The organism is Stutzerimonas balearica DSM 6083, assembly GCF_000818015.1.
In the GTDB taxonomy this organism is placed as follows: Bacteria; Pseudomonadota; Gammaproteobacteria; order Pseudomonadales; family Pseudomonadaceae; genus Stutzerimonas; species Stutzerimonas balearica.
The window spans coordinates 3084684-3098734 of record NZ_CP007511.1; the positions used below are offsets into that span (position 1 = coordinate 3084684).

A 14051-nucleotide genomic window follows, 5' to 3' on the forward strand; every position below is an offset into this window, starting at 1 on the left:
CTCTGCAACGGGCCATACGGAGCGCTTGCGGGGTAATGACGGCGGTAAAAAAAAAAGGTTCTTCACGGAATCCCGGGAAAGATAGAAACAAGAACGCCGGTTTGATGGATGATGTTCGTGCGAGCAAACATATCTACAAACCGGCGTTCTTGTGCACGATGTTAATACGTTCCTGCCCTTTTGGGAGGGCTTTTCTGTCATTGGCATCAGACCTGACGGCGAAGCGCTGTTGATCGATCTGATCCCAAATCCCAGCAGATTCCCTACTTGCAGCGGCTGCCATCAGCCCAGCACCACCATCCATGAATACTGTCAGCGCTCGATCCGTGACTTGCCCATTCTTGGCCGTTCGGTGCGATTGAATGTGGAGCTGCGACGCGTCGAATGTGGCGCATGCGGTAAGCGAATGGAGTCAGTTAGCTGGCTTGACCGCTATTCGCGGATGACCAGACGGCTGGCCGAAGCGGTGACTCAGGCTTGCCGGCGGTTGCCCACACTGCACGTCGCTGAGCTGTTCGGCTTGCACTGGGATAGCGTGCGTTTGCTGGAGCGACGAGCGTTACAAGCCGCCTTGGAGAAGCTACCGAAAGCTCAGCCGAAGCGCTTGGTGATGGATGAGTTCGCCTTGTTCAAAGGGCATCGCTACGCCAGCGTTGTGCTGGATGCCGATACCCGACGGGTACTGTGGATTGGCGAAGGACGCAGTCGAGCTGCCATCAGGCCGTTCTTTGAAGAGCTGGGGCCGGAAGGCTGCGCTCGGATAGAAGCAGTGGCGATGGACATGAATACTGCGTTTGACTTGGAGGTGCGCCAACACTGCCCGCAGGCGCGGGTGGTCTATGACCTGTTTCATGTGGTCGCCAAGTACGGTCGAGAAGTGATTGATCGAGTGCGAGTGGATGAAGCCAACCGTCTGCGGCATGACAAGCCTGCACGTAAGGTCATCAAGCAAGCGCGGTGGCTGTTGCTGCGCAATCCAGAGAACCTCAAACGCGAAGAGCAGCAACTACGCCTACAGGATCTACTGGCCGCTAACCAGTCGCTGATGACGGTTTACCTGATGAAAGCCGAACTTAAAACGCTCTGGTCGCCCACCACTGCCTGGGGCTGGCGATCAGCCTGGAAGCAATGGCTGCGCTTGGCTGGAGAAAGCGAGATACCAGCACTGAAGCAGTTTGCTAAACGACTGAGGGGCTACTGGCGCGGCATCCTGAGCCGAGTGCGCTGGCCCATGCACACGGGTCAGCTAGAAGGGATTAACAACCGGATCAAGGTCATCAAACGGATGGCTTACGGCTACCGGGACAGCGAATTCTTCTTTATGAAGATCAAGAATAACTTCCCCGGTAATCCGTGAAGAACCAAAAAAAAGCCCCGCGGCATGCGGGGCTTTTTCCTGGAACGACGGGGTTAAGCCGTCGCCGCCTGTTTCTTCAGCTCCTGGTCGCGCAGCTCGCGGCGCAGGATCTTGCCGACATTGGTGGTCGGCAGGCTGTCACGGAACTCGATGTAGCGCGGCCGCTTGTAGCCGGTCAGGTTGTCGTGCATATGCTGCATGACCTGCTCCTTGGTCAGGCTCTCGCCTGGCTTGGCCACCACGAACAGCTTGATCGCCTCGCCCGATTTCTCGTCCGGCACGCCGATGGCAGCACATTGCAGCACGCCCGGCAGGGTGGCCAGCACGTCCTCCAGCTCGTTCGGATACACGTTGAAGCCGGACACCAGGATCATGTCCTTCTTCCGGTCGACGATGCGCATGTAGCCGTCTTCCTGGATCACGCCAATGTCGCCGGTCTTCAGCCAGCCGTCGGCGCTGAGGATCTCGGCGGTCGCCTCGGGGCGCTGCCAGTAACCCTTCATGACCTGCGGGCCACGCACGCAGAGCTCACCGATCGAGCCCATGGGCAGGTCGTTGCCCTCGTCGTCGATCACCTTGCACTCGGTCGACGGCAGCGGAATGCCGATGGTGCCGAGCTTGATGTGCTTGATCGGGTTGACCGATACCACCGGGCTGGTTTCGGTCATGCCGAAGCCTTCGGCGATGTCGCAACCGGTCACGGCCTTCCAGCGCTCGGCCGTCGCCAGCTGCAGCGCCATGCCGCCGGACACCGTGAGCTTCAGGCCGGAAAAGTCCAGTGCGCGGAAACTGTCGTTGTTGCACAGCGCGACAAACAGCGTGTTGAGGCCGACGAAACCGGTGAAGCGGTACTTGGAGAGGTCCTTGACCATCGTCGGCAGGTCGCGCGGGTTGGTGATCAGGATGTTGTGCGCGCCGATCAGCATCATCGCCATGCAGTGAAAGGTGAAGGCGTAGATGTGATACAGCGGCAGCGGCGCGATCATCACCTCGGTGCCTTCCTGCAGCTCGCTACCCATCAGTGCGCGGTTCTGCAGCATGTTGGCGACGATGTTGCGGTGCGTGAGCATGGCGCCCTTGGCCACGCCGGTGGTGCCGCCGGTGTACTGCAGCACGGCGACGTCGTCGCCCTGCGGGCAGGCTTCCCTGAGTGACTTGCCGCGGCCGCCGGCCAGCGCGTCGGTGAACTTGATCGCCTTGGGCAGGCTGTAGCTGGGCACCATCTTCTTGACGTGCTTGACCACGGCATTGACCAGCAGGCGCTTGATCGGCGGCAACATATCGCCGACCTCGGTGACGATCACGTGCTTGATGCCGGTGCGCGGCAGCACTTCCTCGGCCAGGTGCGCCATGTTGGCCAGACACACCAGCGCCTTGGCGCCGGCATCGTTGAACTGGTGCTCCATCTCCCGCGCGGTATAGAGCGGATTGGTATTGACCACGATGAGCCCGGCACGCATGGCGCCGAACACCACCACCGGATACTGCAGCACGTTCGGCAGCTGCACGGCGATGCGGTCGCCGGGTTCCAGGCCCGGGAGTTGCTGGAGGTAGGCGGCAAACTCGCCAGAGAGCCGATACAGCTCGCCATAGGTGAGGGTCTTGCCGAGGTTGCTGAAGGCCGGCTTGTCGGCGAATCGCTCGCACGACTGCTTAAGCACCGCCTGGATGTTCTGGTATTCGTCGGGATTGATTTCGCTTGCAACCCCAACAGGATATTTATCCTTCCAGAAGTTATCGGTCATGAACCCACTCCTAAGCGACAGCTTTGTCACTGCACTCAATGGCAGCTGTTTTGTTGTGATTTGTAAACTTTTGTACTGCAAATAGCAGCAGAAAGCGGCCCGAGGTTAGCAGCTTTAAAACAGGCCGAACAGGGCCTCAGAAGCCCCATACAGGCACAAAATGACCACCAATCAACTTGCAGTCACGTGCCTGCGGGGGCTCGAGGTGTCAGGCGAGGTCGCGCAATTCGCGCCGCAGGATCTTGCCCACCGGGGTCATTGGCAGGGACTCGCGGAACACGTAATGGCGGGGCATCTTGTAGCCGGTGAAGTTCTCCCGGCAGTAGGCGTGCAACTCGGCCTCGGTGAGATCGGGCGCGCTCGGCACCACGAACAGCTTGACCGCCTCGCCCGATTTTTCGTCCTGTACACCGATGGCGGCGCAGGCTGCGACCTTGGGATGCGCCATCACCACTTCTTCGATCTCGTTGGGATAGACGTTGAAGCCCGAGACGATGATCAGGTCCTTCTTGCGGTCGACGATACTGACAAAGCCCTCAGCGTCGATCACCGCGATGTCGCCGGTGCGCAGCCAGCCCTCGGCGTCCAGCACCTCGGCGGTCGCCTCGGGGCGCTGCCAGTAGCCGACCATCACCTGCGGGCCCTTGACGCAGAGTTCGCCGCGATCGCCCAGCGGCAGGGTGTTGCCGGCCTCGTCGATCACCTTCAACTGCGTGCCCGGCACCGGCAGGCCGACCGTGCCCAGGCGCGACTTCTCGCCGTGCGGATTGGCGCAGACCACCGGCGATGTCTCCGTCAGCCCATAGCCTTCCATCACCGTGCAGCCGGTCAGGCTCTTCCAGCGCTCGGCCACTGCCGACATCAGCGCAGTGCCGCCCGAGTTGGTGCCCTTGAGGCGGGAGAAATCGATCTTGCCGAACTCCGGGTGACTCATCAGTGCAACGAACAGCGTGTTCAGCCCGAGAAAACCGGAGAACTGCCAGCGTTGCAGCTCCTTGACGAAAGCGTTGATGTCGCGTGGATTGGTGATTAGCACGTTATGGTTGCCCGTGACCATCATGCACATGCAGTTCACCGTAAATGCATAGATGTGATACAGCGGCAGCGGCGCGATCATCACCTCCTGTCCTTCGCGGATCACCGGGTGGCCCTGCGCGTCGAGCTGCTGCATGTTGGCCTTGACCTGCTGCATGTTGGCGACCAGGTTGCCGTGGCTGAGCATCGCGCCCTTGGCCACGCCCGTAGTGCCGCCGGTGTACTGCAGCACGGCGATGTCCTCGAGCGCCAGCGACACCGGGCGCAAGCCGGCACCGGCCCCCTCGCGCAGCAGACGCTTGAACGAAACCGCCTGCGGCAGGTTGTAGGCGGGCACCATCTTTTTCACGTGCTTGACCGCGGTGTTGACCAACAGCCCCTTGAATGAGGGCAACAGGTCGCCGATCTGCGCTTCGATCAGATACTCGATCTCGGTGTCAGCCAGCACTTCCTGCACCTGCTTGCCAAAGGTGTTCAGGTACACCAGCGCCCGCGCCCCGGCATCCCGGAACTGGTGGCGCATTTCACGCACGGTATACAAGGGGTTGGTGTTGACCACGATCAGCCCCGCCCGCAGCGCACCGAACACGGCGATGGGATATTGCAAGAGGTTCGGCATCTGCACCGCGATGCGATCGCCCGGCTTGAGATCGGTGTGGTTCTGCAGCCAGGCCGCGAAGGCCGCCGAATGGCGCTCCAGATCGGCGTAATTGAGGGTCACACCCATGTTGGTGAATGCCGGACGGTCCGCATGCTGCCGGCAAGCGCGCTCGAACACATCGACGACCGAGCGGTAACCGCCCATGTCGATTTCGTTGGGCACGCCCGCCGGCCGTTTGTCGCTCCAGAAATCAGGTTGCATTGTTATTGGCCTCTTTACCTGAGTGGTCCGAGCCGCGAGGGGCTAGAGCGAACTTATCAGCTCGGCTTGCCGGCGCAACCGAGATGGCCTTGCATCCATGTCGTGAATTTCGGATCACGCAGCGTGACCGGTCAGTCAGGACAAGCGCGCCTGCAGTCACTAGAATGCGCGCTTCGCCCGCAGAGCCGCGAAGACGCCCGAGCGCTGTTGCAGCGCTGCTCAATCACCTGCATGGACCTACCCCATGACCCGCATCAGCAACACGCCTTACTCCGCATTGGAAGTCGGCCAGAAGGCCAGCTACGAGAAGACCGTCGACGAGCGCGACATCCAGCTGTTCGCCGCCATGTCCGGCGACCGCAACCCCGTGCACCTGGACGCCGACTATGCCGCCGGGACGTTATTCAAGGAGCGTATCGCCCATGGCATGTTCAGCGGGGCGCTGATCAGCGCGGCGGTCGCCTGCACCCTGCCCGGCCCAGGCACCATCTATCTGGGCCAGACAATGAAGTTCACCCGGCCGGTGAAGCTGGGTGACACCCTGGTGGTGCGTCTGGAGATCCTCGAGAAGCTGCCGAAGAACCGTGTGCGCGTCGCCACCCAGGTCTACAACCAGAACGAGGAAATCGTGGTCGACGGCGAAGCCGAAGTGCTGGCCCCGCGCAAGCAGGAAACCGTCGAACTCAAGGAGCTGCCACCGATCAGCTTCGGCTGACCCAGCGGGAGGGAAGACCGCGAAGCTTCGCGGGTCGCTACGCACGGGCTGCGCCGCGGCCCGCGCGAGGCGAAGAATCGAAGGCAAAAAAAAGGCGACCTGAGGTCGCCTAAATGCCTTGCGTGCTCTGTATCAGCGGGTCAGCTGCGCTTCTTCTTCGAGTCCCGCCAGATGAAATAAGCAACACCGCCCAGGAAAACGACCATCAGGCCGACCGTGACCACCCCTGCGAGTACTACGCTATCGACGAACATGAGACCGTCCTCCGAATCCGTTGCGATGTCCGATGGGTGAACGTTAAACCCGCCCCACCCCAGCAAAATTGACCCGGGTCAATAGCAGCGGGAGCACGACGGAAAGCTGTTCGGGCGACTGATCTGGATCAAGAAAAACCGGCCTCTGAGGCCGGTTTTCGGGTTGTTTGGCAAAGCCGGGCGGTGAGCTCAGCGCTTCTTTGGCTTCTTGCGAGCCTTCTTGCGGCCATTGCCCAGCGGCAGGGCCTGCTCGAAGGCCTTGCGCATGTCGTCCAGCCGCTTGTCGTTGAGATCGTGGATGCGCTTGCTGCGCTCGGCATCGAAATCGATCAGGTTGCTGTCCTTACTCATCTGTCTGTACGGCTCGCGATGATCTGGCGGAAGGTCAGGTTGACGCGCGGGGCATGCACCCGGGTCGTGCGCGCGATCTGGTGCTGCCAATGATGCTGGGTCAACCCGCCCATGACCAGCAGTGAGCCGTGTTCCAGCTCCAAAGAATGTGCGATGCGCGTCTGGCCCTTGCGACGCAGGTCGAAGCGCCGCGTCGCGCCCAGGCTGAGCGAAGCGACCAGCGGATCGCCGCCCAGCTCGGGCTCGTCATCGCTGTGCCAGCCCATGGCGTCCTGCCCATCGCGATAATGGTTGACCAGCACACCGTTAAATGGCCGGCCAAGCTCGCGCTCGAGGCGTTGGCGAATCGCGGCCAGCAGGGGGGGCCAGGGCGACGGCTGGTTATCCAGCCCGGAGTAGCGGTACCGGGCCTCGGGGTCGCCGATCCAGGCGACCTCGCGCGGCACCTTCACCTGTCTGCCGAACAGGCGGATCGACGGCTGCGACCAGGGCAACGTGGCGATCAGCTCGCGCAGCCATCGATCGGCCTCTTGTGGCGGGCACCAGGCGCGGCAGTAGAGCAGCTCGGCATCGGCGAGTTCGATTCGCTGCATCAGACTTCCACGTCGACCCAACGCCCCTGGCGTGGCGGTTCGTCGGGTTCACCGGGCAGAGCCTCGACCGCAGCAACCTCGCCCGTCGGCCCATCGCCTTGTGCGTCGTCCGAAGGGTCGCGGCGCTGACGTCGGCGCTGCTCTTCACGCAGGCGCATCTGCGCATCCTGCGGATGGCGACGGTCCAGGCTCACCGCGCTTTCCTGGGCCGAGGCCTGCACCGGCGTTACCGGTGCCACGTCCGGGCGCGGCTTGACCGCATCCTGCTGGGCGGTCACCGGAATCACACCGGACGGAATGGGTGGCAGCATCGTTGATTCCTCTTGTTCGTCGCCGTTGGCGCAACGTGCCGGACCGCGCCCGCTACACTGACGCCTGGCAGCGGCATCGGCGTCGCTCTCGCTGCGGCGTTCCGTTAACATAGCCGGCTTTTTTCGACAGCGGGAGGCAGCATGGCGCAGCAGTATCTACCGGGACAACGCTGGATCAGCGACAGCGAAGCGGAACTGGGTCTCGGCACCATCCTCACACAGGATGGACGCATGCTCACCGTGCTCTATCCAGCGACCGGCGAAACCCGCCAATACGCGGTGCGCAGCGCCCCGCTGACGCGCGTGCGCTTCGTCCCCGGCGACGAGATCACCCACTTCGAAGGCTGGAAGATGACCGTGCGCGAGGTCGACGACGTCGACGGCCTGCTGGTCTACCACGGCCTGACCGCACACAACGAAGCCCGCACCCTGCCGGAAACCCAGCTGTCGAACTTCATCCAGTTCCGCCTGGCCAGCGACCGCCTCTTCGCCGGCCAGATCGACCCGCTGGCCTGGTTCTCCCTGCGCTATCACACCCTGCAGCATCAGAGCGCACAGCTGCAGTCGTCGCTCTGGGGCCTCGGCGGCGCCCGTGCACAGCCCATCGCGCACCAGCTGCACATCGCCCGCGAGGTTGCCGACCGCATCGCTCCACGCGTGCTGCTGGCCGACGAGGTGGGCCTGGGCAAAACCATCGAGGCCGGCCTGGTCATCCATCGCCAGCTGCTCTCCGGCCGCGCCAGCCGGGTGCTGATCCTGGTGCCGGAAAACCTCCAGCACCAGTGGCTGGTAGAGATGCGTCGACGCTTCAACCTCGACGTCGCCCTGTTCGACGCCGAGCGCTTCATCGAGAGCGATGCCAGCAACCCGTTCGAGGACGCCCAGCTGGCGCTCGTCTCGCTGGAGTGGCTCAAGGGCGACGAGCGCGCCCAGGATGCGGCCTTTGCCGCCGGCTGGGACCTGCTGGTGGTCGACGAGGCACACCATCTGGTCTGGCACCCGGAGGGCGCGAGCCCCGAGTACCGCCTGGTCGAGCAATTGGCCGAGGTCATCCCCGGCGTACTGCTGCTCACCGCCACCCCCGAACAACTGGGCCTGGACAGCCACTTCGCGCGGCTGCGCCTGCTCGACCCGAACCGCTTCCACGACCTGGAGGCCTTCCGCGCCGAGAGCAACCACTATCAGCCCGTGGCCGAAGCCGTGCAGGAGCTGCTCGACGAAGGCCGGCTGTCGATGAAATCGCACCAGACCATCCACGAATTTCTCGGCAGCGAAGGCGAAGCGCTGCTGGCCGCCGTCACCGATGGCGACATCGAGGCCAGCAACCGGCTGGTGCGCGAGCTGCTCGACCGCCACGGCACCGGCCGCCTGCTGTTCCGCAACACGCGCGCCGCGGTCAAGGGCTTCCCCGAGCGCCAGCTGCATCCCTACCCGCTGCCCTGCCCGGTCGAATACCTCGAGCTGCCTGTCGGCGAACAGGCCGAGCTCTATCCGGAGGTCTCGTTCCAGAGCCAGCAGGAACCGGGCGACGAGCAGAACCGCTGGTGGCAGTTCGATCCGCGGGTCGAATGGCTGATCGACACCCTGAAAATGCTGAAGAAGTACAAGGTGCTGGTCATCTGCGCCCATGCCGAGACCGCACTCGATCTCGAAGATGCCCTGCGCGTACGCTCCGGCATCCCGGCCACGGTGTTCCACGAGGGCATGAGCATTCTCGAGCGCGACCGCGCCGCCGCCTACTTCGCCGACGAGGAATTCGGCGCGCAGGTGCTGATCTGCTCGGAAATCGGCTCCGAGGGACGCAACTTCCAGTTCGCCCATCACCTGGTGCTGTTCGACCTGCCGGCCCACCCGGATTTGCTCGAACAGCGCATCGGCCGCCTCGACCGGATCGGCCAGAAGCACACCATTCAGCTGCACGTCCCCTATCTGGAAACCAGCCCCCAGGAGCGCCTGTTCCGCTGGTACCACGACGCGCTCAACGCCTTCCTGGCCACCTGCCCGACCGGCAATGCCCTGCAACACCAGTTCGGCGCGCAGCTGCTGGATCAGCTGGAGGCCAACGATGACGAGGCCTTCGGGGCACTGATCGATGCCGCCCGCGGCGAGCGCGAGCGACTCGAGGGCGAGCTGCACAAGGGCCGCGACCGCCTGCTGGAGCTGAATTCGGCCGGTGGCGACAAAGGCGCCGCGCTGGTCGAAGCCATTGCCGAGCAGGACGACCAGTTCGCCCTGCCGATCTATATGGAAAAGCTCTTCGATGCCTTTGGTATCGACAGCGAGGACCATTCCGAGAACGCCCTGGTGCTGCGCCCGAGCGAGAAGATGCTCGATGCCAGCTTCCCGCTGGGCGACGACGAGGCCGTGACGGTCACCTACGACCGCCAGCAGGCCCTGGCACGCGAAGACATGCAGTTCCTCACCTGGGAGCATCCGATGGTCCGCGGCGGCATGGATCTGGTGCTGTCCGGCTCGATGGGCAATACCGCCGTGGCGCTGATCAAGAACAAGGCCCTCAAGCCCGGCACCGTTCTGCTCGAGTTGCTCTATGTCAGCGAAGTGGTGGCTCCGCGTGCGCTGCAGCTGTCGCGCTTTCTGCCGCCGATGGCGCTGCGCTGCCTGCTCGATGCCAATGGCAACGACCTGGCGGCCAAGGTCGCCTTCGACACCCTCAACGACCAGCTCGAAAGCGTGCCGCGCTCGAGCGCCAACAAGTTCGTCCAGGCTCAGCGCGACCAGCTGGGTGCGCAGATCAATGCGGCCGAAGCCAGGGTTGCGCCGCGCCATGCCGCCCGCGTCGCCGAGGCCCAGCAACGCCTGACCGCCGAACTGGACGAAGAGCTGGCGCGCCTGATCGCCCTGCAGGCGGTCAACCCGAGCGTGCGCGACAGCGAGATCGAAGCCCTGCGCCGCCAGCGAGAGGACGGCCTGGCGATGCTGGAGAAGGCCGCCCTGCGCCTGGAGGCCATTCGCGTGCTGGTGGCTGGCTGACGCCAGCAACACCGGGCCGGCGCCTCGCTGTTTCCGCCCGAGGCGGACGCCGCCAGGCCCGTGCTACCCGGCCCGCGCGATCCGCCAGTAGCGCTGCCAGCGCTGGGTGAGCGCGCCGGGCTTTTCCGCGTAGAGTCGCGCACCGAGGGTGAATGCCTCGGCCTGCAGCGCCGCCCGGCGCTTGTCGATCAGGCGCAGCAGGCGCTCGCGCGTCGCTGCCGAGCCGAACAGCTCGGGATCGGCCTGCAGCAACGCCAGCATCATCGCCAGGTCGTGGTCGTCGCCCAGCGCATCGGACAGGCGCTTGAGCTGGCCGCTGCGAAAGTCGAAGGCGTCTGGCCAGAGCGGCGTCAGCAACTGGCTGTGATACCACTGATCCTTGACCCGCTTGCGCCACTCGTGAAGGCGCTCGTCGCTTGGCTCGCGACGCGCCAGCGCCAGGTCGCGCCGGCCGTCGCGATAGGTACGGGCGAGGCCCGGCTGCAGCAACGCAAACCCCTTGCCTTCCAGCGACCAGCGCTCGATCTCGCCGGCCAGTGCCTGCAACTGCGCCTGCACCTCAGCCAGGTGCGCGGCCCAGTCATCCGCCTGCCCGGCTGACGCCTTCGCACGGCCCTCGAGGCGGTGGCGCACCTGGCGGAAGGATTCGGTGGCAAAGGTCGCATGATGCTCCTTGGCCAGGGCGTCCCAGCTCTCCAGCATGGCCGCCGCATCGCGCGACTCGGCCAAGGCACGGCCGAGATCGCGCACCGCCAGGTTGAACCGGGTGAACGACTTGCCCAGCGGTTCGCGCACCAGGCGCAGCAGTGCGCGCAATTCCTTGAAGCGCTTGCGCGCCTGGTGCACGCCCTCGGCACGCCGCTCGGCCGGCAGCGCCAGGGCCTGCAAGGCCGCACTGATACGGTCGAGCGCCGCCTTGCGGACCTGACGCGATGCCTTGCGTCTGGGGTTGATACGGTAGGCCATGGCGTAGAACCTCTCCCGGCTATAGGTGGACCTGGCAGCCGGACGAGCCGGCCCGCTTAACCGTAGCGCTTGTGCGCCTCGATCGCCAAACCGCTGCCGATACTGCCAAAGCGGTTGCCCTCGACCTGGCGGGCTCCGGGCAGGCGGCTCGCGACGCAGCGTCGCAGTGCCGGTACCGCACTCGAGCCGCCGGTGAAGAACACGGTGTCGACCCCGTCCCGCGCAAGACCCGCCGCCAGCAGCAACTCGTCGATACTGCGACCGATGCGCTCGAGCAGCGGTTCGATCGCCGTATCGAAGTCATCCCGGCGGAGTTCGGCCTGCAGCTGCGGTTCGATGCGGGCGAAGTCGATGACATGCCGCTCGGCTTCGGTCAGCTCGATCTTGCCCTGCTCGACCTGCATCGCCAGCCAGTGCCCGGCGCGCTGCTCGATCAGGCTGAACAGGCGATCGATGCCGGTGGGGTCGACGATGTCGTAGCGCATGCTCTGCAGCGCACGCTGCGAAGCCGGGGCATAGACCGCATTGATGGTGTGCCAGGTGGCGAGGTTGAGGTGCGTGCTGGTGGGCATCGGCGCGTCGCTCTTCATCCGGCTGCCGTAGCCGAACAGCGGCATCACGCCGGCCAGGCTGAGCTGCTTGTCGAAGTCGGTGCCGCCGATGTGCACGCCGCCGGTGGCGAGGATGTCGGCCTGACGGTCGTCCAGCACGCGGCGCTCGGGCGACAGGCGCACCAGCGAGAAGTCCGAGGTACCGCCGCCGATGTCGACGATCAGCACGCGCTCCTCGCGGCTGATGCGTGATTCGTAGTCAAAGGCCGCGGCAATGGGCTCGAACTGGAAGGAAACCTCACTGAAGCCGAGCTTGCGGGCGGCGGCCTCGAGCATCTCGGTCGCCTCGCGGTCAGCCTGCGGATCGTCGTCGACGAAGAATACCGGGCGGCCCAGCACCACCTGCTCGAACGAACGCCCGGCGACGGTCTCGGCGCGTGTCTTCAGCGTGCCGAGGAACAGCCCGAGGATGTCGCGGAACGGCATGGCGCTGCCGAGCACGGTGGTCTCGCTCTTGAGCAACTTGGAGCCCAGCAGGCTCTTGAGCGAGCGCATCAGGCGACCTTCGTAGCCTTCGAGGTATTCGGCCAGCGCCTGGCGGCCATAGACCGGGCGGCGCTCTTCCAGGTTGAAGAACACTACCGAGGGCAGGGTTGGCTCCTCGCCCTCGAGGGCGATCAGCGGGTCCTGCCCGGGGCGCCACCAGCCGACGGTGGAGTTGGAGGTGCCGAAGTCGATGCCACAGGCGCGGGCGGGTACTGCTGGCTGCATGAACGGGTCCGGATCGAAAGGGCCGCGCAGTTTACGTCAGCCCCGGCGCCATTGCAGGCCGAACCTCGCCCGCCCGGCGGATGGCCCCGGCACGCGCCGGCAGCCTTCCGGCTCATCCTCAGGCGGGCACAGCCTGGCCGGTGGCCTCGGCCTCGCGCGCGGCCATGCCGGCGGTCATCCGCGCCGCGTCGCGGCTGAAGCTGCGCGAGGCCATGAGCAGAAAGACCATGGTCATCAGCAGCGTCGCCGGAATCAGATACATCGCATCGTGCAGACCAATGGCGCGGAATGCCTCGCTCATCGCGCCGGCCCCGGCGGCCAGCATCGCCGCCTCGGCGAAATGGTCGGACAGCAACCCCACCACCACCGTGCCCATGCCGCCACCGAGCAGGTACAGCCCGGCAAAGAACAGCGCCATGGCCGTGGCCCGCAGGCGCGGCTCTACCACGTCCTGAATCGCCGTATAGACGCAGGTATAGAAGTTGTACGAGAACAACCAACCCACGCTGAACACCGCGACGAAGACGCCGAGTTCGACGCGCCCGGCCAACAGCGCATAGCCGGTGGCCAGCGTCGCGACGACCATGCTCGCCGCGGCGAACAGCAGACGGCCACGCTCGAAGCGCGCGTGGATGCGATCGGCCACCCAGCCGCCAAAGGTCAGGCCGATCAGCCCGGTGAGCCCGACGATCACCCCGGTAGCCACCGAGGCCTGCACCAGCGGCGCGCCGAAATAGCGCATCAGCAGCGGCACCATGAAGGCGTTGCAGGCATAGGTGGCGAAGTTGAACGCCAGCCCGGCGAGCACCAGCCACCAGAACGTGGGGATCGCCAGGACCTTGCGCACCGGGTTTTCCACCGGCGTCTGCGCCACCTTCACGCTTTCCGCCGCGCCACGCTCGGGTTCGCGGATGAAGAACAGGAACAGCGCCAGTACCAGCCCGGGCACCGCCGCGATGAAGAACGGTGCGCGCCAGCTGCCAAAGGCTTCGACCATCAAGCCGATGGTGAAGAAGGCCAGCAGCAGCCCCAGCGGCAGCCCGAGCATGAAGATGCCCATGGCACGGGCGCGCTTGTGCGCCGGAAACAGGTCGCCGATCAGCGAGTTGGCTGCCGGCGCGTAACTGGCCTCGCCGACGCCGATGCCCATGCGGATCAGGAGGAAACTCCAGAAATTCCAGGCCAGCCCATTGACCGCCGTCAGCCCGCTCCACACCGTAAGGCCCCAGCCCATGATCTTGCGCCGCGAACCGCTGTCGGCCATGCGTCCCAGGGGGACGCCGGCGATTGCATAGATGATGGTGAACGCGGTGCCGATCAGGCCGAGCTGGAAGTCGTTGAGGTTCCACTCCAGGCGGATCGGCTCGGTGATGATCGCCGGAATGGTGCGATCGAAGAAGTTGAACAGGTTGGCGAGAAACAGCAGGAACAGGACGCGCCAGGCGTTCGCGGCTTGGGTCGAAGGCTGCATGTTGTCGGTCTCATTGTTGTTATAGGTGCCGGCCACACGCCAGCCGGGACTCGACCGTGACTCTAGAGTCTGCTCTTC

General features: G+C 64.7%; 12 protein-coding genes. 3 read left to right on the plus strand and 9 right to left on the minus strand.

Features of this window, described 5'->3' with window-relative positions; genetic code table 11:
• Window positions 1–151: 151 nt before the first annotated feature.
• Window positions 152–1357, plus strand: coding sequence for an ISL3 family transposase (locus tag CL52_RS14155; RefSeq protein WP_074519814.1), 1206 nt, complete (start codon window positions 152–154; stop codon window positions 1355–1357).
• Between the two features lie 53 nt (window positions 1358–1410).
• Here CL52_RS14155 and fadD1 read toward each other — a convergent pair whose 3' ends face one another.
• Window positions 1411–3102, minus strand: coding sequence for a long-chain-fatty-acid--CoA ligase FadD1 (gene fadD1, locus CL52_RS14160; RefSeq protein WP_043221403.1), 1692 nt, complete (start codon window positions 3100–3102; stop codon window positions 1411–1413).
• A 208-nt stretch (window positions 3103–3310) separates the two neighbouring features.
• The gene (gene fadD2, locus CL52_RS14165) at window positions 3311–4999 is read right to left on the minus strand and encodes a long-chain-fatty-acid--CoA ligase FadD2 (protein ID WP_043221405.1); all 1689 of its coding nucleotides are present in this window, start codon (window positions 4997–4999) and stop codon (window positions 3311–3313) included.
• A gap of 244 nt (window positions 5000–5243) precedes the next feature.
• On the opposite strand from fadD2, the gene CL52_RS14170 reads away from it, so the two are divergent.
• Window positions 5244–5714: a MaoC family dehydratase gene (locus CL52_RS14170; protein WP_043221407.1), complete on the plus strand. Its 471-nt coding sequence runs from the start codon at window positions 5244–5246 to the stop codon at window positions 5712–5714.
• A gap of 140 nt (window positions 5715–5854) precedes the next feature.
• Here the strand turns inward: CL52_RS14170 and ccoM are convergent, their stop codons facing one another.
• The 4 genes from ccoM to CL52_RS14185 all read right to left on the minus strand — a co-directional run bounded on the left by ccoM (window position 5855) and on the right by CL52_RS14185 (window position 7223).
• Entirely contained in the window at window positions 5855–5968 is a 114-nt protein-coding gene (ccoM, locus tag CL52_RS21675) for a cytochrome c oxidase subunit CcoM (RefSeq protein WP_041106760.1), read from the minus strand.
• 189 nt (window positions 5969–6157) lie between these two features.
• Entirely contained in the window at window positions 6158–6319 is a 162-nt protein-coding gene (locus CL52_RS21340) for a hypothetical protein (RefSeq protein ID WP_165562947.1), read from the minus strand.
• Window positions 6316–6912, minus strand: coding sequence for an alpha-ketoglutarate-dependent dioxygenase AlkB family protein (locus CL52_RS14180; RefSeq protein WP_043221408.1), 597 nt, complete (start codon window positions 6910–6912; stop codon window positions 6316–6318). The genes CL52_RS21340 and CL52_RS14180 overlap by 4 nt, the downstream gene beginning before the upstream one ends.
• The gene (locus CL52_RS14185; RefSeq protein ID WP_041106764.1) at window positions 6912–7223 is read right to left on the minus strand and encodes a hypothetical protein; all 312 of its coding nucleotides are present in this window, start codon (window positions 7221–7223) and stop codon (window positions 6912–6914) included. Before CL52_RS14185 ends, CL52_RS14180 begins: the two co-directional genes overlap by 1 nt.
• Window positions 7224–7364: 141 nt before the next feature.
• On the opposite strand from CL52_RS14185, the gene rapA reads away from it, so the two are divergent.
• On the plus strand, window positions 7365–10214 hold the full coding sequence (rapA, locus tag CL52_RS14190) for an RNA polymerase-associated protein RapA (RefSeq protein WP_043221410.1): 2850 nt from the start codon (window positions 7365–7367) through the stop codon (window positions 10212–10214).
• Between the two features lie 63 nt (window positions 10215–10277).
• On the opposite strand, the gene CL52_RS14195 is transcribed toward rapA, so the two are convergent.
• From CL52_RS14195 to CL52_RS14205, 3 genes are all read right to left on the minus strand, one after another.
• A complete protein-coding gene (locus CL52_RS14195; RefSeq protein WP_043221411.1) occupies window positions 10278–11180 on the minus strand; it encodes a CHAD domain-containing protein in 903 nt (300 codons plus the stop codon).
• A 56-nt stretch (window positions 11181–11236) separates the two neighbouring features.
• Window positions 11237–12502: an Hsp70 family protein gene (locus CL52_RS14200; RefSeq protein WP_043221413.1), complete on the minus strand. Its 1266-nt coding sequence runs from the start codon at window positions 12500–12502 to the stop codon at window positions 11237–11239.
• A 118-nt stretch (window positions 12503–12620) separates the two neighbouring features.
• Window positions 12621–13973 (minus strand): spinster family MFS transporter, encoded by a 1353-nt coding sequence (locus CL52_RS14205; RefSeq protein ID WP_043223215.1) that lies wholly within the window; start codon window positions 13971–13973, stop codon window positions 12621–12623.
• Window positions 13974–14051: the final 78 nt, after the last annotated feature.